General features: G+C 61.6%; 22 protein-coding genes. 14 read left to right on the top strand and 8 right to left on the bottom strand.

Going from position 1 to position 22725, the window contains the following annotated elements:
• Positions 1–119 precede the first annotated feature (119 nt).
• Genes aceE through lpdA form a run of 3 tightly spaced genes read left to right on the top strand, consistent with a single transcriptional unit; the run spans position 120 to position 6435 of the window.
• Positions 120–2885 (top strand): pyruvate dehydrogenase (acetyl-transferring), homodimeric type, encoded by a 2766-nt coding sequence (aceE, locus tag Q8L50_RS03730; protein ID WP_305347308.1) that lies wholly within the window; start codon positions 120–122, stop codon positions 2883–2885.
• Positions 2886–2927: 42 nt separating this feature from the next.
• Positions 2928–4586, top strand: coding sequence for a dihydrolipoyllysine-residue acetyltransferase (gene aceF / locus Q8L50_RS03725; RefSeq protein WP_305347307.1), 1659 nt, complete (start codon positions 2928–2930; stop codon positions 4584–4586).
• A gap of 22 nt (positions 4587–4608) precedes the next feature.
• Complete coding sequence (gene lpdA / locus Q8L50_RS03720; protein WP_305347306.1) at positions 4609–6435, top strand: dihydrolipoyl dehydrogenase; 1827 nt, start codon at positions 4609–4611, stop codon at positions 6433–6435.
• A gap of 85 nt (positions 6436–6520) precedes the next feature.
• Here lpdA and Q8L50_RS03715 read toward each other — a convergent pair whose 3' ends face one another.
• The 3 genes from Q8L50_RS03715 to Q8L50_RS03705 form a co-directional block, all read right to left on the bottom strand.
• Entirely contained in the window at positions 6521–7330 is an 810-nt protein-coding gene (locus Q8L50_RS03715) for an alpha/beta fold hydrolase (protein WP_305347305.1), read from the bottom strand.
• Between the two features lie 15 nt (positions 7331–7345).
• Positions 7346–7684, bottom strand: coding sequence for a DUF2917 domain-containing protein (locus Q8L50_RS03710; RefSeq protein WP_305347304.1), 339 nt, complete (start codon positions 7682–7684; stop codon positions 7346–7348).
• 131 nt (positions 7685–7815) lie between these two features.
• Positions 7816–8871 (bottom strand): alpha/beta fold hydrolase, encoded by a 1056-nt coding sequence (locus Q8L50_RS03705; RefSeq protein ID WP_305347303.1) that lies wholly within the window; start codon positions 8869–8871, stop codon positions 7816–7818.
• Positions 8872–9289: 418 nt separating this feature from the next.
• Here Q8L50_RS03705 and Q8L50_RS03700 point away from each other — a divergent pair, with 418 nt between their 5' ends.
• On the top strand, positions 9290–10288 hold the full coding sequence (locus tag Q8L50_RS03700) for a tripartite tricarboxylate transporter substrate binding protein (protein ID WP_305347302.1): 999 nt from the start codon (positions 9290–9292) through the stop codon (positions 10286–10288).
• A 34-nt stretch (positions 10289–10322) separates the two neighbouring features.
• Here the strand turns inward: Q8L50_RS03700 and Q8L50_RS03695 are convergent, their stop codons facing one another.
• Positions 10323–10871 (bottom strand): C40 family peptidase, encoded by a 549-nt coding sequence (locus Q8L50_RS03695; protein WP_305347301.1) that lies wholly within the window; start codon positions 10869–10871, stop codon positions 10323–10325.
• Between the two features lie 223 nt (positions 10872–11094).
• On the opposite strand from Q8L50_RS03695, the gene Q8L50_RS03690 reads away from it, so the two are divergent.
• The 9 genes from Q8L50_RS03690 to Q8L50_RS03650 all read left to right on the top strand — a co-directional run bounded on the left by Q8L50_RS03690 (position 11095) and on the right by Q8L50_RS03650 (position 18713).
• Positions 11095–12246, top strand: a complete 1152-nt coding sequence (locus Q8L50_RS03690) for a PQQ-dependent sugar dehydrogenase (protein WP_305347300.1) — start codon at positions 11095–11097, stop codon at positions 12244–12246.
• Positions 12247–12310: 64 nt separating this feature from the next.
• Complete coding sequence (asd, locus tag Q8L50_RS03685) at positions 12311–13177, top strand: archaetidylserine decarboxylase (RefSeq protein ID WP_305347299.1); 867 nt, start codon at positions 12311–12313, stop codon at positions 13175–13177.
• Positions 13178–13476: 299 nt separating this feature from the next.
• Positions 13477–14010, top strand: a complete 534-nt coding sequence (locus Q8L50_RS03680) for a DUF421 domain-containing protein (RefSeq protein WP_305347298.1) — start codon at positions 13477–13479, stop codon at positions 14008–14010.
• The gene (locus tag Q8L50_RS03675; RefSeq protein WP_305347297.1) at positions 14007–14417 is read left to right on the top strand and encodes a response regulator; all 411 of its coding nucleotides are present in this window, start codon (positions 14007–14009) and stop codon (positions 14415–14417) included. The genes Q8L50_RS03680 and Q8L50_RS03675 overlap by 4 nt, the downstream gene beginning before the upstream one ends.
• A 70-nt stretch (positions 14418–14487) precedes the next feature.
• Positions 14488–14916 carry a hypothetical protein gene (locus Q8L50_RS03670; RefSeq protein WP_305347296.1) on the top strand — a complete coding sequence of 143 codons (429 nt, stop codon included), beginning with the start codon at positions 14488–14490 and terminating at the stop codon, positions 14914–14916.
• 29 nt (positions 14917–14945) lie between these two features.
• A complete protein-coding gene (locus Q8L50_RS03665) occupies positions 14946–15749 on the top strand; it encodes an ABC transporter permease (RefSeq protein ID WP_305347295.1) in 804 nt (267 codons plus the stop codon).
• Positions 15750–15754: 5 nt separating this feature from the next.
• Positions 15755–16771: an MlaD family protein gene (locus Q8L50_RS03660; RefSeq protein ID WP_370869744.1), complete on the top strand. Its 1017-nt coding sequence runs from the start codon at positions 15755–15757 to the stop codon at positions 16769–16771.
• Positions 16768–17469, top strand: coding sequence for a hypothetical protein (locus Q8L50_RS03655; protein WP_305347293.1), 702 nt, complete (start codon positions 16768–16770; stop codon positions 17467–17469). Before Q8L50_RS03660 ends, Q8L50_RS03655 begins: the two co-directional genes overlap by 4 nt.
• Before the next feature lie 32 nt (positions 17470–17501).
• Entirely contained in the window at positions 17502–18713 is a 1212-nt protein-coding gene (locus Q8L50_RS03650; protein ID WP_305347318.1) for a YbfB/YjiJ family MFS transporter, read from the top strand.
• A gap of 93 nt (positions 18714–18806) precedes the next feature.
• On the opposite strand, the gene Q8L50_RS03645 is transcribed toward Q8L50_RS03650, so the two are convergent.
• Positions 18807–19397 carry a restriction endonuclease gene (locus Q8L50_RS03645; RefSeq protein WP_305347292.1) on the bottom strand — a complete coding sequence of 197 codons (591 nt, stop codon included), beginning with the start codon at positions 19395–19397 and terminating at the stop codon, positions 18807–18809.
• Positions 19398–19568: 171 nt separating this feature from the next.
• Between Q8L50_RS03645 and serA the strand changes: the two genes are divergently transcribed.
• Positions 19569–20798, top strand: coding sequence for a phosphoglycerate dehydrogenase (gene serA, locus Q8L50_RS03640; RefSeq protein ID WP_305347291.1), 1230 nt, complete (start codon positions 19569–19571; stop codon positions 20796–20798).
• 91 nt (positions 20799–20889) lie between these two features.
• Here the strand turns inward: serA and Q8L50_RS03635 are convergent, their stop codons facing one another.
• The 3 genes from Q8L50_RS03635 to Q8L50_RS03625 all read right to left on the bottom strand — a co-directional run bounded on the left by Q8L50_RS03635 (position 20890) and on the right by Q8L50_RS03625 (position 22690).
• The gene (locus Q8L50_RS03635; protein WP_305347290.1) at positions 20890–21486 is read right to left on the bottom strand and encodes a thioredoxin fold domain-containing protein; all 597 of its coding nucleotides are present in this window, start codon (positions 21484–21486) and stop codon (positions 20890–20892) included.
• Between the two features lie 74 nt (positions 21487–21560).
• Positions 21561–22532 (bottom strand): tripartite tricarboxylate transporter substrate binding protein, encoded by a 972-nt coding sequence (locus Q8L50_RS03630; RefSeq protein ID WP_305347289.1) that lies wholly within the window; start codon positions 22530–22532, stop codon positions 21561–21563.
• Positions 22529–22690 (bottom strand): hypothetical protein, encoded by a 162-nt coding sequence (locus tag Q8L50_RS03625; protein WP_305347288.1) that lies wholly within the window; start codon positions 22688–22690, stop codon positions 22529–22531. Before Q8L50_RS03625 ends, Q8L50_RS03630 begins: the two co-directional genes overlap by 4 nt.
• Between the last annotated feature and the right edge of the window lie 35 nt (positions 22691–22725).

The following is a 22725-nucleotide window of genomic DNA, read 5'->3' as shown; positions in this document are numbered from 1 at the left end:
CTATTTGAAATTCTGAAAAAATTGTGCGAAACTGGAGACTGGAATCCAAATTGCGTTAACGTGATGAAAACGCGAGTCAACCACCAGCTAGCAAACTAGCGACCAGCAGGAGACAAACCATGGCTGCAAATCCGGAACAGGCGCGTGTCGATACCTTGGGCAGCGCCGCCAACGACGTCCCCGACAAGGACTCCCAGGAGACCCGCGAGTGGATTGACGCGCTGAGTGCCGTCATTGCCAACAGCCCCAGCAACGACGAGGGCCGCGCCCGGGCCCACTTCCTGCTCGAGCAACTGCTGGAACAGGCGCGCCAGGAGGGCATAGACACGCCGTTCTCCGCCACCACAGGTTATGTCAACACCATCGAACCCAGCGACGAGGTGCCTTCTCCCGGCAACCTGCTGATCGAGCAGCGCCTGCGCGCCTACATGCGCTGGAATGCCATGGCCATGGTGGTCAAGGCCAACCGCCTGCATCCGGCCGATGGGGGTGACCTGGGCGGCCACATTGGGTCCTTCGCTTCCCTGGCCAGCCTGTTCGGGGCCGGTTTCAATCATTTCTGGCATGCCGAGAGTGACACCCACGGCGGCGACTGCCTGTACATCCAGGGCCATGTGTCGCCCGGTGTGTATGCCCGTGCCTACCTCGAAGGCCGCCTGACTGAAGAGCAGTTGCTGAACTTCCGCCAGGAGGTCGACGGCAAGGGCCTCTCGAGCTACCCGCACCCCAAGCTGATGCCCGAGTTCTGGCAATTCCCCACGGTCTCCATGGGGTTGGGCCCGCTGATGGCGATTTACCAGGCGCGGTTTCTCAAATACCTGCACGCACGCGGCATTGCCAACACCGAAAACCGCAAGGTCTGGGTGTTCTGCGGCGACGGCGAGATGGACGAGGTTGAATCGCTGGGTGCGATCAGTCTGGCCGCCCGCGAAAACCTTGACAACCTCATCTTCGTCGTCAACTGCAATCTGCAGCGCCTGGACGGCCCGGTGCGCGGCAACGGCAAGATCATCCAGGAGCTCGAGGGCGAGTTCCGCGGCTCTGGCTGGAATGTGATCAAGCTGGTCTGGGGCAGCAACTGGGATCCGCTGCTTGCACGCGACAAGAACGGTGCGCTGCGCAAGGTCATGATGGACACCCTGGACGGCGACTACCAGGCAATGAAGGCCAACGACGGTGCCTATGTGCGCAAGCATTTCTTTGGCCAGAACCCGGAGACGCTGGAGATGGTCTCCCGGATGAGCGATGAGGAGATTTTCGACCTGCGCCGCGGCGGCCATGATTCGAAAAAGGTCTACGCGGCGTTTCACAAGGCGGTCAACCACCCCGGCCAGCCGACCGTGCTGCTGATCAAGACCGTCAAGGGTTTTGGCATGGGCAAGATCGGCGAGGGCAAGAACAACGTCCACCAGACCAAAAAGCTGTCTGATGAGGACATCAAGGCCTTCCGCGACCGCTTCAACATCCCGATTCCCGACAGCCAGCTGCCGGAGGTCCCTTTCTACAAGCCGGCCGACGACACGCCTGAAATGAAATACCTGCACGAGCGCCGCAAGGCCCTCGGTGGCTACCTGCCGCACCGCCGGACCAAGGCCGACGAGAGCTTCACGGCCCCGTCGCTGGAGTCCTTCAAGTCGGTGATCGAGCCCACGCCGGAAGGCCGCGAAATCTCCACCACCCAGGCCTATGTGCGTTTCCTCACGCAGCTGCTGCGCGATCAGGCGCTCGGCGCGCGCGTGGTGCCCATCCTGGTGGACGAGGCCCGCACTTTCGGCATGGAAGGCCTGTTCCGCCAGATCGGCATCTACAACCCGGCAGGCCAGAAATACACACCGGTCGACAAAGACCAGGTGATGTATTACAAGGAAGACAAGCAGGGCCAGATCCTGCAGGAGGGCATCAACGAGGCCGGCGGCATGAGCAGCTGGATCGCGGCGGCCACCTCTTACAGCACGAACAACCGGATCATGATCCCGTTCTACGTGTATTACTCGATGTTCGGCTTCCAGCGTGTCGGCGACCTGGCCTGGGCAGCCGGCGACATGCAGGCGCGTGGTTTTCTGCTGGGCGGCACTTCGGGCCGCACGACGCTCAATGGTGAAGGCCTGCAGCACGAGGACGGGCACAGCCACATCCTGGCCGGCACGATTCCCAACTGCGTCAGCTACGACCCGACCTATGCCCATGAAGTGGCGGTGATCATGCAGGACGGTCTCAAGCGCATGGTCGAGCGCCAGGAAAACGTTTTCTACTACATCACGCTGCTCAACGAGAACTATGCGATGCCGGGTCTGACCCCCGGCACCGAGGCGCAGATCGTCAAGGGCATGTACCTGCTCAAGGAAGGCGGCCAGGGGCTGACCAAGGGCCAGGCCGGGACGGCTCCGCGCGTGCAATTGCTCGGGTCCGGCACCATTCTGCGCGAGTCCATCGCTGCCCAGGAACTGCTGGAAAAGGACTGGGGCGTCGCCGCCAACGTCTGGAGTTGCCCGAGCTTTAACGAACTCACGCGTGACGGCCAGGATGCCGAGCGCTGGAACCTGCTGCACCCGCTGGACGCGCCGCGTATTCCCTTTGTGGGCCAGCAGCTCGAGAAACACACGGGACCGGTGGTTGCCTCGACCGACTACATGAAAGCCTACGCCGAGCAGATCCGTCCCTTCATTCCGCGGGGCCGTACCTACAAGGTGCTGGGTACCGACGGTTTTGGCCGCAGCGATTTCCGCTCCAAGCTGCGTGAGCACTTCGAGATCAACCGCCACTATGTCGTGGTTGCCGCGCTGAAGGCGCTCAGCGAGGAAGGCACTGTGCCGGTCGCCAAGGTCGCCGAGGCGATCAAGAAGTACGGCATCAATGCCGACAAGGTCAACCCGCTCTACGCCTGATCATCACGCGCAAAAAAATACGGACGAACTGGAGACAAGAACATGGCATTGGTAGACATACAGGTCCCTGATATCGGAGACTTTGACGAGGTAACGGTCATCGAGCTGCTGGTCAAGCCCGGTGACACCGTCAAGGCGGAGCAGTCACTGATCACGGTTGAATCGGACAAGGCCTCGATGGAAATCCCCTCGAGCCAGGCTGGCGTGGTCAAGGAGCTCAAGGTCAAGCTCGGCGATAAAGTGAAACAAGGGTCTGTCGTGCTGGTGCTTGAGGCCGGTTCGGCTTCTGCGCCTGCTGCGGCTCCGGTTGCAGACCTAAAAGCGGCTGTAGCCATTGCTGCACCTGCGCAAGCAGCTATTCAATCAATAGCAGTTCCGACGGCCGCTGCCAGCGGACCTGTTGAAATCCGTGTCCCCGATATCGGCGACTTCAAGGATGTGGCCGTCATCGAGGTGCTGGTCAAGGTCGGCGACAGCATCAAGGCTGAGCAGTCCCTCGTCACGGTGGAATCGGACAAGGCGTCGATGGAGATCCCGTCCTCTTCTGCCGGTGTGGTCAAGGAGCTCAGGGTCAAACTCGGCGACAAGCTCAACATAGGCGACCTGCTGGTCGTGCTGGAAGGGGTGGCCAGTGCGCCGGCTGACGCAGCGCCAACTGCAGCCGCTGCGGTGGCAACCGCGCCCGCCGCCAGTCCAGCGGGTGCAGCGCCAGAGCGTGTGGCACCGGCTGTCGCCATGCCCGCGCACGAACCCGCTTCCAGCAGCGGGAAATTGCCGCATGCCTCGCCGTCGGTGCGCAAGTTTGCGCGCGAGCTCGGCGTGCCGCTGGCCGAGGTCAAGGGCAGTGGCCCCAAAGGGCGTATCACACTCGATGATGTGCAGGGCTTCACCAAGTCCGTCATGGCAGGCGATGCGCGCACCCTGGCGCAGGCCGCCAAAACGCCCGCAGCCTCTGGCGGAGGCGCTGGCCTGGACTTGTTGCCCTGGCCCAAGGTCGACTTCACGAAGTTCGGCCCGGTCGAGCGCAAGGACATGTCGCGTATCAAGAAGATCAGTGGTGCCAATCTGCACCGCAACTGGGTCATGATTCCGCACGTCTGCAACCACGACGATGCGGACATCACCGAGCTGGAAAATTTCCGCGTGCTGATGAACAAAGAGAACGAGAAAGCCGGCATCAAGATCACCATGCTGGCCTTCCTGATCAAGGCCTCGGTGGCGGCGCTGAAGAAGTTTCCCGAATTCAATGCCTCGCTGGATGGCGACCAGCTGGTGCTCAAGCAGTATTACAACGTGGCTTTCGCGGCAGACACCCCCAACGGCCTGGTCGTACCTGTCATCAAGGACGCCGACAAGAAAGGCGTGGTGCAGATCTCGCAGGAGATGGGCGAACTGGCCAAAAAAGCACGCGACGGCAAGCTGAGTCCCGCGGACATGCAGGGCGCGTGTTTCACCATCTCGTCGCTGGGCGGCATTGGCGGGCGTTATTTCACGCCCATCATCAACGCGCCGGAAGTGGCGATTCTCGGCGTCTGCAAATCCAGCACCGAACCGGTCTGGGATGGCAAGGCCTTCCAGCCGCGCCTGATGCTGCCCCTGTCCCTGAGCTGGGACCACCGCGTGATCGACGGCGCTTCGGCGGCACGTTTCAACGCCTACCTCGGTCAGATACTGGGCGACTTCCGCCGGGTGCTGCTCTGAACGACCAGCGGAGACAGAAAACATGGCATTGATAGACATAAAAATTCCCGACATTGGCGACTTCGACGAGGTGTCGGTGATTGAGCTGCTGGTCAAGGCCGGCGACAGCATCAAGCTGGACCAGAGTTTGATGACGGTCGAAAGCGACAAGGCGTCGATGGAAATTCCGTCCAGCGACGCGGGTGTCGTGAAAGAACTCAAAGTCAAACTTGGCGACAAGGTCAAACAAGGAAGCGTCGTACTGGTTCTGGAGACCGAAGGTGCTGCGGCGCCTGCAGCGAAAAATACAGAGCCAAAACAGGCTGCAGCCCATATCCCACCTGAGAAAACAGCTACAAAATCAGTAGCGACTCCAGCCGCTGCCAGTTTTGCCGGCACAGCCGATCTGGACTGCGACCTGCTGGTGCTGGGCGCCGGTCCGGGTGGTTATTCGGCCGCTTTCCGTGCGGCGGATCTCGGCTTGAAAGTTGTGCTGGTCGAGCGTTATGCCACCCTCGGAGGTGTCTGCCTGAACGTCGGTTGCATCCCGTCCAAGGCGCTGCTGCACGTCGCCGCGGTGATGGACGAGGTCAAACACTTCGACAGCCTGGGCGTGAGTTTTGGTGAACCCACGCTGGACATTGGCAAGCTGCGCACGCACAAGGAGAAAGTCGTTGGCAAGCTGACCGGCGGTCTGGCCGCGATGGCCAAAATGCGCAAGGTCACAGTGGTGCGCGGTTATGGCGCTTTTGTGAGCGCCAACCATGTGCAGGTGGAAGAAACCTCTGGCGGCGCGCAGGAGAAAACCGGAAAAAAGCAGACCATTGCCTTCAAGAACTGCATCATCGCCGCCGGCTCGCAGGCGGTGCGCCTGCCCTTCATGCCGGAAGACCCGCGTGTCGTGGATTCCACCGGCGCCCTGAACCTGAAAGAAGTTCCCAAGCGCATGTTGATCCTGGGCGGCGGCATCATTGGCCTGGAGATGGGCACCGTCTACAGCACGCTGGGTGCGCGCCTCGACGTGGTCGAAATGATGGACGGACTGATGCAGGGCGCCGACCGCGACCTGGTGAAAGTCTGGCAGAAGATGAATGCGCCACGTTTTGACAACATCATGCTCAAGACCAAAACCGTAGGCGCCAAAGCAACAGCCAAGGGCATTGAAGTCACGTTTGAAGGCGAGGGCGCTCCCGCCCCACAGACCTACGACCTCGTGCTGCAGGCCGTGGGCCGCACACCCAATGGCAAAAAAATTGCGGCAGAGAAAGCAGGCGTCAGCGTGACCGACAGGGGTTTCATCCCCGTCGATATCCAGATGCGCACCAACGTGTCGCACATCTTTGCGATCGGTGACATCGTCGGCCAACCCATGCTGGCACACAAGGCGGTACACGAAGCCCATGTGGCGGCTGAAGTGATTGCCGGTGAATTGCAAGGCAACAAAGAGCTGGCCAGCGCCGCCTTCAATGCCCGCGTGATCCCGAGCGTGGCCTATACCGACCCCGAGATCGCCTGGGTAGGCCTGACCGAAGACCAGGCCAAAGCCCAGGGCATCAAGGTCAAAAAAGGCCTGTTCCCCTGGAACGCGTCAGGCCGCGCGATTGCCAACGGGCGTGACGAAGGCGTCACCAAACTGCTGTTTGATGACAGCCCCGAGGCACACGGCCACGGCAAGATTCTGGGCGGCGGCATGGTCGGCACGCACGCTGGCGACATGATCGGCGAGGTGGCCCTGGCCATCGAGATGGGCGCCGACGCGGTAGACATCGGCAAAACCATCCACCCGCATCCGACGCTGGGCGAAAGCATTGGCATGGCGGCGGAGGTGGCGCATGGCAGTTGTACGGATTTGCCGCCGGCTCGCAAGTAGAACAAGTTTCCGAGCCACCCTGCAAAGCCCGAGCCTTTACCGGTTCGGGCTTTTTGTCGTCTGGCTGACCGACGCGTCGAAAATGTCACCCGGACGTAACTGCGCGAGTGTGTTGTTCGATGGCATGCGCCAATGCCGACGCGTGGGATCCGATCATGAAATGGTTCGCACCTTCCAGGGTCATGATTTGCGCCCGGGGCAGGCGGTCAACAAGCAACTGGTTGCACCGCTGCATGGCCCTGTGGCTGGACCCGCCGCACACAACCAGTGTGGGTACTTTCACCGCGGCAAGGTCTGCAAGTTTCATGGGGTCTGCATAACCAGTCTTCCAGTCGAGGATATTGGTTGGCGTCTGGCCAATCAACTTTTCCTGAACCGCAGGAGGATAGGCATCAAAAGTTCCGGTTTCGCCATAAAAGTCGATGACATGGCGGACCGCCTGCTGATTCCCGCTCTCCCAGTCGGTCATATAACGATCTGTCATGGCATGGACCTCCCGGTTCAATGCGGACTCCCCGCCCAAACCCAATAGATTGAAGGCCGTGGGCTCCAACAGGGTCATGCTCATCAATTTCGGACTGCGGCGTATGGCCATACTCAAAGCGACCCAGGCGCCGAATGAGTGAGCCACCAGATGCACGGGCGCATCAGCTCTGTATAAAACGGCTTCGAGCACGTCCATCTCATCTTCCATGTGGGTGCCACCGGGCTTGCGCCGTTCCTGCGTTTTCCCGTAGCCGGACAAACTGGTGGTGATGGTGCGATAGCGTTCAGACAAGGGCGTACTGATGTTGCGCCATGAAGACCCTGCGGAGAAGGAGCCCGGCACAAAAACGATGGTCTGTCCGTCGCCGCTTTCCTGATACTCCACCGTACCTTGGGGGGGTGTGATCATGATGCCAGTTCCTTTTCAAAGGGCGCAGGCCGGTTGAATCAAGCGGACACGTGCTGTATCCAGGGCCTGAATCAAGGTACGTTGTTTGCGGTCCACATTGAAGGTGTGGCCAGCGTCAAGTACCACATCGCGCCTGTCGCCATCCAGCGTGACCCAGACAGAGCCTTCAAGGCATTCGATAGTCATCCCCAGCGCCTGTTTGACTTCCAGGATCCTGTTTTTGGCGATCTCCTGAACGCCGGGGCGTGTGCAAGTGTCCTGCCCGGTCTGACGGATGCCGTCGAAGGCTTTGGATCGTAACCATCTGGCGATGGAACGGGTGTCGTGAATTGCGACGGGTAGGACGAGGTTCATGGCTTTCTCCAGTGGTGTTGCTGATGGAGAAAGTATGGTTTTTACAGTCCGCCTGGACAAGTGAGCTTGCTACGGTAAATGGCCTCTCTGACTACGGTAGTGTTTACCGTAGTCGACCGCAAGAGCCCTGCTTAGCCGTTGAGCAGGCCGAGAGCGCCTGCGCGATGTACGGCTTCGGCTCGGGTCGAGCAACTCAGTGCTTTCATGGCCCCCGACATGTGCATCTCTACCGTGCGAGGGCTCAAGTTCAGGGCTTTGGCCACTTCCTTGTCGGTATGCCCGTGAGCCACAGCCTGAAGAACTTCAGCTTGTCTCGGGGTTAGTTGGGGTGTCGGTCCCGTGTTACCCAAGAATGTGCCCAGCTCGGCCTCAAAAACCTGCATGGCCGGTTCGGTGGAGAGGAGGATGTGACCCTGGGCTTCCAACGCTACAAACCGGGCACCGGGGATCAGCGAAGCCATCTTGCGACCCTGCTCGAAGCCGATCATTTCATCCTTGCGGCAATGAAAAACCAGGGTGGGTACGTTCACCTGCGCGCAGAGTTCCCTCACGTTGATAGAGAAATTGTTTCGCAGGTAAGCCGTCGCCATCTCGGGCGTCATGGAAAGTTGCATGCGCTCTTCCAGTTCACGCTGCTGCTCCGGGGTGGCGTTGCCAAGCAACTGAGCCACAAACAGCTTGCGAAAGATCGACTTGGGGCTGTTCCAGCCGACTTCCGCACTTTTGATCACCAGCTCAGCCTGATCGATGGCGTTTTGGCTGACGCTTGGGGTGCTGAAAACGGACGTTGCAAATCCGCTGAAAAGAACCAAGTGAGACACCTGGTCCGGGTGGCGTACAGCGTAGGCAATCGAAGTTGCCGCCCCCATGGAAATACCCAGCAATGCAAATTTCTTCAGGCCTCTGGAGGCCACGACGGCTTCCAGGTCAGTGACGCCGTCTTCAAAAGACAGCGACGGCACCTTGCGGTCCGACAGGCCACAACCTCGCGAGTCATACCGCACATAAGAAAATCCCCGGCTGAGCGCTCGTATGTAGGCCTGTGGCTCTTCATGACGCGCATCACACTCCAGGTGGCTAAGCCAGGTTCCAGCCCGGACAATGGGTGTGCCGGAGCCGGTTGACGTGGTTGCGATCTTCACACCGTCTGCGCTGGTGCAAAAGCGTATGTCTTGTTGCAGTGTCATTTGGAACCAGAAGTTTTCGCCATCCTCAGTTTACTGGAGAGGCCGTGGGGTTGGTACACGTCGCTTGCGCGCGGGCGTGGTGAACCCTGCGGTCCCCATGCCGCACATGCTGCTGGATGCAGCGGCGTGGCAGGGCGGTGCAGGCTTCGTTGCTCTGGCCTCCCTCCCCAAGGGCTGCCACAGGGTTTCAACAACGACCGGGCTCGCGGCGCACAGAGGAGCCCTCCCCACGAGTAGCTCAGGCATCTCGGCAGCCGGGTACCGGGCGAAGCCGTCGTGAAGGCTCGATTCTGCGCTGCAGAATCGCAGCCGTCGCACAGGTGTCACCGCTGCCCTGCATGCCAGGCAGCTTCGGGACAAACCCGCTAGGCCGGTAACCGGCGGCTGGCCCAGAATGGGTCACCCCTCTGGAGAAGCCATGACTGAATTTACGTCCCCCCGTTCCCTCTCACGCCGTCGCTTCAACCTGGCCATCAGCGCCGGTGCAGCCTCAATATGCGCGCCGCTGTTGGCCCAGCCGGCCTGGCCGAACAAGCCGATTCGCATCATCGTGCCTTACACGCCGGGCGGTTTTACCGACCAGATGGCGCGCATTGTGCAGGTGGGCCTGCAAAATCGCTTGCAGCAAACGGTCACGGTTGACAACAAACCGGGCGCCAACAGCATCATCGGGGTGGACATGCTGGCCAAGGCGCCGGCCGATGGCAGCACCTTTGCGGTGGTGATTGCGGCCTACGCCGCCAACACCACGCTTTACCCCAAGTTGCCCTACGACCCACGCAAGGATTTGACCGGTGTCTCGCTGATGGGCGTGTCGCCGCTGCTGGCTGCCGTCAACAACGACGCACCTTTCAAGACCGCCAAAGAGTTGATCGCCTATGCGCGGGCCAATCCCGGCAAGGTCAGCTTTGGCTCGTCGGGCAACGGCTCGGCCGCGCACCTGACCAGCGAACTGCTCAAATCCCTGACCAAAACATACATGGTGCACATACCCTACCGGGGAGCTGTGCCGGCGCTGACGGACCTGATGGGCGGGCAGATCCAGCTGTTTTTTGATGCCGCCACCGGGCTGATCAACCAGGGCAAGGCCGGCAAGGTCAGGCTGATCGGTGTCGCCAGTGACCGCCGGCTGCCGGGTGTTCCGGATGTGCCGACCTTTATCGAGCAGGGTTTTGCCGGTTTTACCGGCAGTACCTGGGCCGGCATGTTGGCCCCTGCGGCTACTCCCAAAGACATCATCAAGCGCATGTCGGACGAGGTTGGCCGCATCATCCGCAGCGACGAAACCCGCGTGCGTCTGGATGCGATGGGGACTTTTGGCGCCGGCGGCTCGCCTGAAGAGTTTGACGCTTTCATCGCGGCCGAAACCGCCAAATGGGCCAAGGTGATCAAGGACGCCGGCGTCAAGGCCGACTAATGCTGGTTAACGCCCCCCAGGGCGCAGGGCCTGCTTATTCGCCGGAGGCCGGGGCGGCCGACACATTGGTCACGCGGCGGGCGCCATCAAAGCGGCGTGCCCAGTAGGCCACGCCCATGCTTTCCACCCGAACTTCAGCACCCGGTTTGGGGGAGTGGATGAACTTGCCATCGCCGACGTAGATGCCGACATGGCTGAAGGTGCGTTTCAGGGTGTTGAAGAACACCAGATCGCCAGGCTGCAGGTCATTTTTATCGATGTTTTGCGTCGCTGCGGCTTGCTGCTCTGCGCGGCGTGGCAGAACCAGCCCGATCGTCTGTTCGTACATGGCAACCACAAAACCGCTGCAATCAAATCCGGTTTCTGCCGAATTGCCGCCGCGCCGGTACGGTACGCCCAGAAAACCCATGGCGTTGACCACCAGCTCAGACGCCTTGTGGCCCACCGACTGGCGCACCTGATCCAGGCGGTTCAGCAACCCTTTGTCGGCAAGAAACTTGTCCATGTCGTCGCCTGCCTGACCCGGCGCAGCATGGGCGCTGGCGGCGAGCAGGAAAGTGGTGAGAACCAGGGTGAAACGCATGGCCGCTAGGTTACTTGAAGGACTTGTCCTACGTCAAGCTAAAGTTTTTTCTAGATTACCTTTACAAACTGTTGATTTGTAACGATTTAGAACAACAAGATCGATCCTGATTGAAATCGCCCCCGACCTGAAAGCCCCTGGACTGGCTCATTTACCCGTGCAATGGCATATTTGCAAGCTTGACCGGAAGGTGAGGCGATTCTTTCATTCTCAGGAGTCAGTTATGCCCCCAGCCCTTGTGTACCGTGCGCGCGCAGCTATATTTTTTGTAGCGATCGTTGCTTTTTGGGGACTCCCCGTCAAAGCCCAGGGCGTGCGCGCCGAGACGCTTGCCGGAGGTTTGCAAAACCCCTGGGCAGTGGCCTTTTTGCCGCAGGGGCGTTTTCTGGTGACCGAGCGGCCTGGCCGCATGCGGGTGATTGAAGCCGACGGCAGGCTGGGCACACCGCTGCCGGGGCTGCCGGCGATTGATGCCGGCGGGCAGGGCGGTTTGCTCGATGTCATCACCGATAGCGGCTTTGCCAGCAATCGCCGGATTTACTTCTGCTTTTCCGAGGCAGCGGCTTCTGGCGGCGGCAACAGCACGGCCTTGGCGCGTGCCACGCTGGCAACCGACAACAGCCGGCTGGACGATGTGCAGGTGATCTTCAGCCAGAAACCGAAATTTGCCAGCAGCGCGCATTTTGGCTGCCGTATTGTCGAGGCTCAAAGAGACGGCAAGTCCGATGGGACGCTTTTTCTGACGCTGGGCGATCGTTATTCCCGCATGCAGGATGCGCAACAACTCGACAACCACCATGGCAAGGTGGTGCGCATCAACAAAGACGGCAGTGTGCCTCCGGACAACCCCTTTGCAGGCCGCGCCGGCGCCTTGCCAGAGATATGGAGCTACGGCCACCGCAACATGCAGGGCGCAGCGCTGGCACCCGACGGTACTTACTGGACGCATGAACACGGCCCCCAGGGTGGTGACGAGATCAATCTGCCACAGGCTGGCCGCAATTACGGCTGGCCGTTGATCACCTATGGCGAGAACTACGGCGGCGGCAAGATCGGCGAGGGTCTCACCAGCAGGGCTGGGCTGGAGCAGCCGCTGCACTACTGGGTGCCGTCGATCGCGCCCTCGGGCATGACGTTTTTGACCAGCGAGAAATACGGCAGGAACTGGCAGGGCAACCTGTTTGTTGGCTCGCTCAAGTTTGGCTACCTGAACCGCATTGAGCTCGCCCAGCCCTTCAAGGGCAAAGTGATGCGCGAGCACAAGCTGCTGGAAGGCGCTGGCCGCATTCGTGACGTACGGCAGGGGCCAGACGGCTTGCTGTATGTGTTGACCGACAGCCCGCAGGGCGGTCTGATACGCCTGCAGCCACAGTGAGTTCATAGCTGGTCAGAGGGGCGCCGATAGAATGGGCGCTTTCCAGACCACACAGTGAGCTCGCGTGTCCGAACGATTTGATGTATTTCTGCAATACCTCCTGCCCAAGCAGGCGCTGACCGAGTTTGGCAGCCACATTGCCGGCATGCGCGGCGGTGCAGTCACCACGCGCATCATCCGCTGGTTTGTCGGCAAGTACGGCGTCGACATGACAGAGGCCGCCAATCCGGACATCACCAGCTACCCCAGCTTCAATGATTTTTTCACGCGGGCGCTCAAGCCCGGCGCGCGCCCGCTGGCGCAGGCCGACCTGATCTGCCCGGTGGACGGTGCGCTGAGTCAGTTTGGCCAGATCGAAGGTGATCAGGTTTTTCAGGCCAAGGGGCACCACTACTCCACCACCGCGCTGGTCGGTGGCGACCGTGCGCTGGCGGCGCAGTTTGACAACGGCAGCTTCGCGACGATTTACCTGAGCCCGCGTGACTACCACCGCATCCACATGCCCGCAGCCGGGCGTCTGACTCGCATGATTTATGTGCCGGGCGAGCTGTTCTCGGTCAATCCGGCCACTGCCCGGGGCGTGCCAGGCCTGTTTGCGCGCAATGAGCGTGTGGTCTGTGTGTTTGAGTCGGTGCTGGGGCCGTTTGTGCTGGTGTTGGTAGGCGCCACCATTGTGGGCAGCATGGCCACGGTCTGGCACGGCGTGGTGAACCCGCCCAGAACCAGAGAAGTGCGCGACTGGCGTTATGAAGGGCAGCAGGCGGTGCACCTGGCGCAGGGCGATGAAATGGGCCGCTTTTTGCTGGGTTCCACCGTGGTGTTGCTTTTCCCTCAGGGGCCCTGCCACTTCAACCCCGCGTGGGCGCCGGGTGGCCCAGTCCGCTTGGGGCAAGCCATGGCCCATCGCCGCACTTCCGCAGGTACTGTCTAGGAACCTTGCGGTCGCTATCAAAAAGAGAGCTTCTTACGCTTATCTCTTAAGGGCTGAAAGCGGTTTTATCTGTAAGAATCCGGGCTTGGCCAGGCGCATTGGGCTGACCGCCTTACCGCCCCTTCATCCCTTTCCTACACGCCGCTGATCGCTGGCGACTTACCCTGCCTGTTTGCCAACAACAGGGGCTTAACAGGTGCTTTTGTGGGCAAATTATTCATCCGACATGATCCGGGCTGGTTTTTCGCCAGCCGACCACTCGCGTTGATGAATCCCTTGACTTTCCTACCGGAGTTTTGATGACCCTGCCGGATTTGGACGCGTTGTTTTCGTTTCACGTCAGTCCGATGGAGATTGTTCTTCGCGGGACGGTGATGTACTGGTTCTTGTTTCTGTTGTTCCGCTTTGGGTTGCGCCGCGACGTCGGATCGATAGGCATCGCTGACGTGCTGCTGCTGGTGCTGATTGCCGACGCCTCACAGAACGCCATGTCCGGCGCATACGAATCTATCGCCGAAGGCTGCCTGCTTGTTGCAACCATAGCTGGCTGGAACTTCGGCCTTGACTGGGCCAGCTACCACTTCCCGCGAGTGCGCAAATTCGTGGAGCCGGCACCACTGTTGTTGGTCACTCAAGGCCGCATGCTGCGAAAAAACATGCGTCAGGAGTTGATCACCGTGGAAGAATTGCAGGCCAGACTGCGTGAGCAGGGTGTGAGTGATCTGAGCGAAGTGGCCTCGGCTTTCATGGAGAGCAGCGGCGAGATCAGCGTGGTCAAAAAAGCCACTCCCTCCAGTACCCGCCGCTCCGCGCCTGGTCCTGGGTCGGCATGAACACAGCGCTACGCCAACGCGTCGGAACTGCCCGCCCGTCGCTCAGGGTGTGTGTCATTGAAGACAATGTGGCCCTGCGCCAGCTGATTCTGGACGCCCTGCGCGAGATACCGGGGGTGGATGTGCTTTTTTACGCCGACAACGAGGTTTCCGCCACCAGCTGGCTGTCGTCCAACGATGGCGCCTGGGATCTGGCCGTCGTTGACCTTCACCTCAGGCAAGGCAGCGGGGTTGGCGCGCTGAACTGGTGTACCACCCGGCGACCGGGCCAGCGCGTGGTGGTTCTCAGCGGTGAATTGACTGAAGACCGGCGGCGCCAGTGCATGGCGCTGCGGGCCGATGCAGTGTTCGACAAGGCGACCGAAATGGCAGACTTTCTGGCCTACTGTTCGTCGCTTGCAGCCTGAGCGCCCGCCGCTTCTGCGCGATACTGCTGCAGGGCCTGCAGGGTGCGGGCCTCCATCATGGAGAATCCGCATGAGTCTATTGTTCCGGGACGAGTTACTGGCTGCTGCCGCGCAGGCCGCGTTTCCTCCCGAGCGCACGACGGACCCGGTCTCCGGCCAGGAAGTCTTTGACGCCGAGGCCGGCGCCGTGCTGGCCCGGGTGTTCGAGCTGTTTGGCGTGTCAGCGCTGAGCCCGCATGACGACGATGCGGACAAGGTCATCAACACCGCCTGCACCTTGGCCACCGAGGTGGCAGGCGATCTGGAGCGCCTGTGCGCGGTGGGAGGCAACGCGGACGCACTGGAGGGTACCGGCGCCTGGCATCCGGTCTACCGTGCCTACCTCAGCGCGTTGTGGCAGGGTGACCAGGCAGGCATCGCGCACGGCGCACGGGTGCTTCAGATATCGCAGGGCATCCCCAACGGATCCCTGCCGCTGGACGCCGGACCGCTGGCCTGAGGCGCGCGGCTCACAGTTATCATGAGGCCATGACTCTTTTGTCGGGCCAGCGTGCCGCGCTGGCAGAAATGAACCACAAGGCACAGAACTGGCTGATCGGCTGGTGGCGCCTGGTGTATCTCGGCGCCATGATCCTGGTGCTGGCCATGTCGCCGTCCAGTTATGGCCGCGACAACCGCCGCGTGCTGGCGCAGCACACCTACCACAACACTGCGCCCAATCTGCTGGGCTTCACCCTCATGTGTGCGCTGGTCACGGTGGTGATCACACGCATCGTGATTGTCACCGCGCTCAGCTACGGGCTTTCACAGTACGCCTTGCAGGTGGTGATTCGGGTCCTGGTGCTGGAGCTGATTCCACTGACCGCAGCCATGTTTGTCGCGCTGCGCTGCGCCATTGCCAGCGGGGTCGAGCTGTCGCTGCTGCGCCAGCAGGGGGTGCTGGAGTCGATGCAGCAGCGCGGCCAGGACCCGGTGCGGCGCGAGGTATTGCCGCGTGTCACGGCCGGCATTTTTTCGACCGTCACGCTGGCCGCACTGAGCTGCGTAGTGGCGCTGGTCATGGCTTACCTCGCCAGTTATGGATTCACGCTGTCAGGCGTGCCGGTCTACACCCGGTTGTTTGGTCAGGTTTTCAACCCCGATGTGACGCTGATATTTGTTCTGAAAACCCTGTTTTTCAGCCTGGCAGTGTCGCTGATCCCCATGGCATCCGCGCTGTATGACCCGATAGAAGCGCGCTTTCGCGCCAGCGCCGAGCTGCGCATGCTGGTACGCATGTTTGCGGTCATCCTGGTGATTGAGGTGGTATCGCTGATGGGTAACTACTACTGAGCAAAATGACGAAGCCTGAAAACCTCCCGGACCCAAGCGAATCCCCGAAGTCCCTCCCGCCGACCGGCTCAGGTGCATCGCTGCGCATGCCCGAAGTCGCCAATCTGGAGTTCAAGGCGGTGCTGCTGCTGGCCTTCATGGCTTGTCTGGTGGTGGGTTCGGCACTGTATGTGCTGTATGCCCGCGGCGCATTTGAGAGCACCCAGAAACTGGTGCTGCTGTCCGACGACTCCGAAGGTGTGGTGGTGGGCATGGACCTGACTTTTTCCGGCTTTCCGATTGGCCGCGTACGACGCATCGAACTGGGCGAGGACGGCAAGGCCCGCATCATTGTGGATGTGCCGACCAAAGATGCACACTGGCTGCGCACCTCCAGCGTTTTTACCCTGGTGCGCGGTCTGGTGGGCAGCACCAACATCCGCGCCTACACCGGGCTGCTCAAGGATCCGCCGTTGCCCGATGGCGCGGTGCGAGAGGTGTTGCGTGGTGATGCTGGCGCCGAGGTGCCCAAACTGGTTGCCGCGGCGAAAGACCTGATCGAAAACCTCAACAACCTGACCGCCAGCGAGGGCGCGATTGGCGCCAGCCTGGCGAATTTCCAGAAACTGACCACCAGGCTCAACGGCCCTGGCGGCGCGCTCAGTGTGCTTCTGGGCAACGATGCTGAAGCCAAAAAACTCATTGCCACATTGGACCGCACCAATGCCCTGTTGATCAAACTCGACGGCCTCGCAGCCAAGACCGACACCCAGGTGTTCGGGCCCAAGGGCGTGATGCCCGAAACCCGCGCAACAGTCGTGCAGCTCAACACCTTGCTCGGCGAGGCGCGAAACAGCCTGAAGAAAGTTGACGCCGTGCTGGTCGAGGCCCAGGCCGTGGGAGCCAACGCCAGGGCCGCTACCGATGATCTGGGTGCCCTGCGCGCCGAGGTGGAGTCCAGCCTGCGCAAGGTGGATGGCCTGGTCAACGAGATCAACCGCAAGTGGCCCTTTGCCCGCGACACCGAGATCAAGCTGCCATGAGATCACCCTTCACCCCTATTCCGTATCCAGCCCTGCTGGTCGCACTGGCGCTTTCCGCCTGCAGCAGCAGCCCCAAGGTGCCAGACTGGCAACTCGAAGCCAAAACCGCGATGGAACGTTCAGTCGCCGCTTACCTGGAGGGCAATTCACGGGTCGAGGCCCTGGAGTTTGGTCGTGCGCGCACCGAACTGTCCAGCACCGGCCGGGTCGACCTGGTGGCGCGCGCCGAGCTGCTGCGTTGCGCCAGCCGTGTCGCCAGCCTGGTGCTGGAGCCTTGTGCGGGCTTCGAAGCCTTGCGGCCCGATGCGCCCGCCGCCGAGCGTGCCTATGCCGACTACCTGGCCGGGCAGCTACAGGCGCAGGACGTCGCCTTGCTGCCTGCGCAGCAACGCGCGGCGGCTACCGGCGGCGACGTGGCGGCGCTCAAGGGCATCAGCGACCCCTTGTCTCAGCTGGTGGCTGCTGCGGTCATGTTCCGCGCTGGCCGGGCCAGCCCGGCCGTGTTGCAACAGGCGGTGGACACTGCGTCCAGCCAGGGCTGGCGCCGCCCCCTGCTGGCTTGGCTGGGGGTACAACTGCAGCTGGCAGAAAAGGGTGGTGACGGCGCCGCTGCCGCGCAATTGCGCCGCCGCATCACACTGACCCAATCCCCGGCAACCGCTCCGGCATCCGCTGCGGCGCCGGGCAGCAAACCTTGAGCCGCGCCGCAGTGGGGCACTGGGCCATCGCCATGGCCGGCCTGTTGGCGCTGGCCACCGCCATGGGTATTGGCCGCTTTGCCTTCACGCCGCTGCTGCCGATGATGCTCAGCGACGGCGTGGTTGATCTCCCAAGCGCCAGCTGGCTGGCCAGCGCCAATTATTTCGGTTACCTGGTCGGTGCGTTGCTGTGCACTTTTCAGCCCTGGATCTGGAAACGCCTGGGTTTTCTGCCGCCGCTGGTGGCCACGGTCTGGCTGCGGGGCGGGCTGGTTGCCACCGCCTTGTTGACCCTGGGCATGGCCTTGCAACTGCCTGTGGCCTGGCCGCTGCTGCGTTTTGCCGCAGGTGTGGCCAGTGCGCTGGTATTTGTATACACCTCAGGCTGGTGTCTGGCCCAACTTTCGCGGCTGGGCGCACCGGCGCTGGGCGGTGTGATGTACGCCGGGCCGGGCGCGGGCATCGCCATCAGCGGGCTGCTGGCCAGCGGCATGGTGGCGCTGCAATGGACCGCTGCCGCCGGCTGGCTTATTTTCGGGGTGCTGGCGGCGCTGTTGACAAGCATCGTGTGGTCTACGTTCAGTGAACGTGATAGCCGCGCGGGTGCAGTGGCAGGCGGCCCCTCGGCCAATCCGGCCGTCCGCGAAGAGGCGCCAGCCGGGCGTCCCCAAATGCTTTTGTTGGCCTCGGCCTATGGGCTGGCGGGCTTTGGCTACATCATCACCGCCACATTTTTGCCGGTGATTGCGCGGCAGGCCATGCCGGGCTCGGGCTGGATCGATTTCTTCTGGCCGCTTTTTGGCGTGGGCGTGGTCTGTGGGGCGCTGCTGGCCACGCGTATCCCGGTCGCCGGTGACAGGCGTTACTTGCTGGCGGGGGCTTATGTCATTCAGGCGCTGGGCATAGGCGCCAGCCTGCTGAGTCCGACTCTGGCTGGTTTTGCCCTCGGCAGCATGCTGCTGGGCCTGCCTTTTACCGCCATCACGTTTTTTGCCATGCAGGAGGTGCGGCGCCTGCGGCCTGCTGCAGCCGCCAGCTACATGGGGCTGCTGACCGCGCTGTACGGCATCGGCCAGATCGCGGGGCCGCCGCTGGTGGCCTGGTTGCTGCAACGCAGCCGCACGCTGGTGGAAGGATTTACGCTGTCGCTGGAGATTGCCGCTGGCGCGCTGCTGGCTGGCGCGCTGATGTACCTCTGGATGGCCCGGGCCTACCCGGTTCTGTTGCGACAAAACCTTCGCTGAAACCCGTCTGCGCTCAAAACTGAAGCAAAAAGGGCACTTGGCCCAGTCAGCGCCAGCGCAAGCAGCTATCAAAACAATAGCAAATCCCGAGCATCAGGTCTTGGCGCGCTGTGCCAGTACCGGGCGCAAAAGCTGCGCCAGCTCGGTGGCTCCGATCAGCCGTATCTGCTGCTGCGCCGCAAACTGGCGTGCCTTGTCGCTGAGCTCGCCCATGGTGATACACAGTGCGCTGTCGGCTTGCTGCGCCAGACGCGCTGCCTGCAACTCCTCTAAGGCCTCTATGCCCAGTCGGGCGGCTTTCCAGCGTTTGCAGGCCAGCAGCGTTGTCTGCCCGGCCTTGCGCAGCAAAAAATCGGCGCCGCCGGTATTCAGCCGCTGCACCTCGTAACCGTCGCGCACAAAAGCCTGCTCCACGGCGGCTGAAAAATCACGCCAGGGCATGGCGGCAATCTGTGCCAGGGTGGCCTCCACATGGGCGGTGCTGGGCGCGCTGAACTGCCTCCAGGCGGCAATCACCCCAATGACTGCAAAGGGAAAGCCCCCAATGGCACCAAACACCACATAGTCGGGCGGCAGCAAGGCCTTGGATGCCAGGGCAAATCCGCCTGCCAGGGCGAAGCTGATCCACCACGGTGAGCGCAGCAACACGGCAAAGAGTGACTTTTCAGCCATTTTGAATTTCAAGAGGTATTCCTTCTCAAGGTGAGGGGAGTTTGTATCACGGCGCCGGCACGGCGCTGCCCGCGACAACCTCTTTCAGATGGGGGCAAAGGCCCAAACGTGGAATGGGCGTGCAGGCTTCGCTTCATAATGGTGCACTGCAACACCCCATTGGACAGACCGTTGTCATCACCCATGCTCAAAACCTCTACCGACAAAAACAAGATCAAGTTTCTCCTGCTGGAAGGTATTCACCCGTCTGCGCTGGAGGTGTTGCGCGCTGCTGGCTACACGCAGATCGAAAGCCTGACCGGCGCGCTGGAGGGCGAAGAACTCCACGCCAAAATCGCCGACGCGCATTTTGTCGGCATCCGCTCACGCACCCAGCTGACGGGCGATGTTTTTGCCCATGCGCACAAGCTGGCGGCGGTGGGTTGCTTTTGCATAGGCACCAACCAGGTGGACCTGAATGCGGCGCGTGAACGCGGTATCGCGGTGTTCAACGCGCCATTTTCCAACACCCGCTCGGTCGCCGAGCTGGTTCTGGCTGAAGCAATTTTGCTGCTGCGCGGCGTGCCCGAGAAAAGCGCCGTGGCGCACCGTGGCGGCTGGCTGAAGTCGGCCGACAACGCTTTCGAGATTCGTGGCAAAACGCTGGGCATCATTGGATACGGCTCCATTGGCACGCAGCTGTCGGTGCTGGCCGAGGCGCTGGGTATGCAGGTGGTGTTTTTTGACGTGGTCACCAAGCTGCCGCTGGGCAACGCGCGTCAGGCTGGCAAGCTGCACGATCTGCTGGCGCAGTCCGACGTCGTCAGCCTGCACGTGCCTGAAACGGCGGCCACGCAGTGGATGATGGGCGCAGCCGAGATCGCCGCGATGAAACCCGGCAGCGTGCTGATCAACGCCTCGCGTGGCTCCGTGGTCGAGATTGAACCGCTGGCCGAAGCACTGCGTGCAGGGCATTTGCTGGGTGCGGCTATTGATGTGTTTCCGGTCGAACCGCGCAGCAACAAGGACGTGTTCGAGTCGCCATTGCGCGGACTCGACAACGTGATCCTGACACCGCACGTGGGCGGCTCCACCGTGGAGGCGCAGGCCAATATCGGTATCGAGGTGGCAGAAAAACTGGTCAAGTACAGCGACAACGGCACCTCCACCTCGTCGGTCAACTTTCCCGAGGTGGCTTTGCCGGCGCATCCCGGCAAACACCGGCTGCTGCACATTCACCGCAACGTGCCGGGTGTGCTGGCAGAAATCAACCGTGTATTTGCGGCCAGCCAGATCAACATCGCCTCGCAGTTTTTGCAAACCAACGAAGCCATCGGTTATGTGGTGATCGACATCGACGCCGCGCACTCCGACCTGGCGCTGGCGAAACTTGCCGAGGTGCCGGGCACCATCCGCAGCCGCGTGCTGTTTTAAGTCAGGCTGCCAGTGCGTCTTCAAGGCGCTATCAAAAAAGTAGCTGCCTGCGCACGTCTGAAAAGGGCTGGAGTCTCTTTTGGCTTGAATTTCAGGGGGTTGGCGCCTGCAGGCCCAGCAGCGCTGCCAGCGCTGCGGTGGGCATGGCACCCTCTTGCGTCACCAGCGCGCCGCTTTGCGCATGGGTACCCACAATCGTGGGGATGGATGAAAAGCCCAGGCGTGTCAGCAGCGCCGTGTTTTTGGCCACCGAATCCTTGTGCGAGTCGATGTCACTGCCGGCGCTGATGCCACCGGTTCTGGCCTGCATGGATGCTTCATGTTCGTCCATGGCGGCGACCGGGTCTTTGGCTGCCAGCAGGGTCGCGCCCTGGGCCGTGCTGGACGGGTTCATCAGGCCCACCGGTATCCAGACAAATTTGGCCTGCGATTTCAGTGGCTTGGCAGCCAGCCAGAGCGCGTTGCAGTGGGGGCACTGCGGGTCAAAGAAAACGTACACCGTGCGTGCGCTCATGGCGGAGCCCACGGCAAAACCTTTGGCCTCTGCGGCAATCAGGGCGGTGGATACCTGGGTCGCGGCGGGTTTGGCGGGCGCCTCGGCAGAAGGGCCGTCCTTGCAGGCGACCAGCAGCAGGCTGGTGCTCAGAAACACGACGGCAAGCAGGCGGAAGTTTTTGGGAAAGGGCATGGCAGTCTCAAAGAAATGAATCCCTCAAGGATAGCGCAGCCCGCCATAGGCCTGACATCAAACCGGCAGGGTCTTTACCCCTTTTTAGACATGCCCAGCCGTTCTATCGTTTCTTTCTCGGCGATGAAAGTGTCGCGGGCAAAACGTGTGTACTGCGAGGTGTTCATGTAGATCACCGACTGGTCGTACTTGTCAAAGGTGGCCAGCACCGCCGGGTCGTTCAGGGTTTTTCTGAAAGCCTCGTGCAGCGTAGCCACAATGGCCGGGTCCATGCCCTTGGGGCCACACACACCGAACGGTGAATCTGACACGGTTTTGTAGCCCAGCTCTTCCAGCGTCGCCACGTTGGGCCAGCGCTTGGTGCGTTTGCTGCCATAGGTGGCCAGCAAGCGCAGCTTGCCCGACTCCACGTGCGGGCCCCAGCCAGTCGCGTCGCTGGCGCCCATCACATGGCCGCCGAGGATGGCCTGCATGTTGTCGGCATTGCCCTTGAAAGGCACATGCGTGAGCTTGATGCCGGCACGCTGTGCAAATTCCTCGACCGCCAGATGCGGGCTGGTGCCGGTGCCGGTGGAGCCGTAGGTGAACTTTTCGGGGTTGGCCTTGGCGAAGGCCACCAGGTCCTTGAGGGTCTTGATCGGCGAATCGGCGGGCACCACCAGACCAAAGGTGTAGCCGGTCAGGCAGGCGATCCAGGTGAAATCGGTGAGCGGGTCGTAGGCTGTCTTTTGCATGTGTGGAATGCGGAAAACACCGTGCGGCAGTTGCGTCAACGTGTAGCCGTCGGGTTTGGCGCTCAGCATCTCGATGGCACCGAGCATGCCACCGGCGCCGGGTTTGTTCTCGATGATGATGGTCTGCCCCAGCGCCTTGCCTGCACTTTCGGCCAGCGCACGCATGACCGCGTCCGTGGAGCCACCGGCTGGCCAGGGGCAGATGTACTTGATCGGGCGCGAGGGAAACGCTTGGGCCCGGGCCAGCAAAGGCAGGGCGGCTCCGGCGACGACGGCGGTGGTGCTGGCGATAAACGCGCGGCGGTTGGTCATGAAAAAGTCTCCAATATAAACAGGCGATCAGGCAAGCGTTCAGCGTAGCCTGAGGCGACGCGGTTGTCATCAAGGTTTACCTGAGGGATGAATTCTGCAAGGCAGAACTGCGGCCTCTTGCGGGCATCGCGCTCCTGAGCGGAAGGTAAAATACCCATCGATAGGCACCGCGCCGCAGCGCGCTATTTTTGAC

This window comes from Polaromonas sp., from assembly GCF_030680935.1.
Taxonomy (GTDB): domain Bacteria; phylum Pseudomonadota; class Gammaproteobacteria; order Burkholderiales; family Burkholderiaceae_C; genus Polaromonas.
This window is presented reverse-complemented; position numbering and strand designations above follow the sequence as displayed.

What these genes read in the sequence shown, in the direction of transcription:
- aceE (WP_305347308.1), top strand. Translation starts at nt 120, where the DNA reads ATGGCTGCAAATCCGGAACAGGCGCGTGTCGATACCTTGGGCAGCGCC.
- aceF (WP_305347307.1), top strand. Translation starts at nt 2,928, where the DNA reads ATGGCATTGGTAGACATACAGGTCCCTGATATCGGAGACTTTGACGAG.
- lpdA (WP_305347306.1), top strand. Translation starts at nt 4,609, where the DNA reads ATGGCATTGATAGACATAAAAATTCCCGACATTGGCGACTTCGACGAG.
- Q8L50_RS03715 (WP_305347305.1), bottom strand. Translation starts at nt 7,330, where the DNA reads ATGATCACACCCCCCCAAGGTACGGTGGAGTATCAGGAAAGCGGCGAC.
- Q8L50_RS03710 (WP_305347304.1), bottom strand. Translation starts at nt 7,684, where the DNA reads ATGAACCTCGTCCTACCCGTCGCAATTCACGACACCCGTTCCATCGCC.
- Q8L50_RS03705 (WP_305347303.1), bottom strand. Translation starts at nt 8,871, where the DNA reads ATGACACTGCAACAAGACATACGCTTTTGCACCAGCGCAGACGGTGTG.
- Q8L50_RS03700 (WP_305347302.1), top strand. Translation starts at nt 9,290, where the DNA reads ATGACTGAATTTACGTCCCCCCGTTCCCTCTCACGCCGTCGCTTCAAC.
- Q8L50_RS03695 (WP_305347301.1), bottom strand. Translation starts at nt 10,871, where the DNA reads ATGCGTTTCACCCTGGTTCTCACCACTTTCCTGCTCGCCGCCAGCGCC.
- Q8L50_RS03690 (WP_305347300.1), top strand. Translation starts at nt 11,095, where the DNA reads ATGCCCCCAGCCCTTGTGTACCGTGCGCGCGCAGCTATATTTTTTGTA.
- Q8L50_RS03680 (WP_305347298.1), top strand. Translation starts at nt 13,477, where the DNA reads ATGACCCTGCCGGATTTGGACGCGTTGTTTTCGTTTCACGTCAGTCCG.
- Q8L50_RS03675 (WP_305347297.1), top strand. Translation starts at nt 14,007, where the DNA reads ATGAACACAGCGCTACGCCAACGCGTCGGAACTGCCCGCCCGTCGCTC.
- Q8L50_RS03670 (WP_305347296.1), top strand. Translation starts at nt 14,488, where the DNA reads ATGAGTCTATTGTTCCGGGACGAGTTACTGGCTGCTGCCGCGCAGGCC.
- Q8L50_RS03665 (WP_305347295.1), top strand. Translation starts at nt 14,946, where the DNA reads ATGACTCTTTTGTCGGGCCAGCGTGCCGCGCTGGCAGAAATGAACCAC.
- Q8L50_RS03660 (WP_370869744.1), top strand. Translation starts at nt 15,755, where the DNA reads ATGACGAAGCCTGAAAACCTCCCGGACCCAAGCGAATCCCCGAAGTCC.
- Q8L50_RS03655 (WP_305347293.1), top strand. Translation starts at nt 16,768, where the DNA reads ATGAGATCACCCTTCACCCCTATTCCGTATCCAGCCCTGCTGGTCGCA.
- Q8L50_RS03650 (WP_305347318.1), top strand. Translation starts at nt 17,502, where the DNA reads ATGGCCGGCCTGTTGGCGCTGGCCACCGCCATGGGTATTGGCCGCTTT.
- serA (WP_305347291.1), top strand. Translation starts at nt 19,569, where the DNA reads ATGCTCAAAACCTCTACCGACAAAAACAAGATCAAGTTTCTCCTGCTG.
- Q8L50_RS03635 (WP_305347290.1), bottom strand. Translation starts at nt 21,486, where the DNA reads ATGCCCTTTCCCAAAAACTTCCGCCTGCTTGCCGTCGTGTTTCTGAGC.
- Q8L50_RS03630 (WP_305347289.1), bottom strand. Translation starts at nt 22,532, where the DNA reads ATGACCAACCGCCGCGCGTTTATCGCCAGCACCACCGCCGTCGTCGCC.
- Q8L50_RS03625 (WP_305347288.1), bottom strand. Translation starts at nt 22,690, where the DNA reads ATGGGTATTTTACCTTCCGCTCAGGAGCGCGATGCCCGCAAGAGGCCG.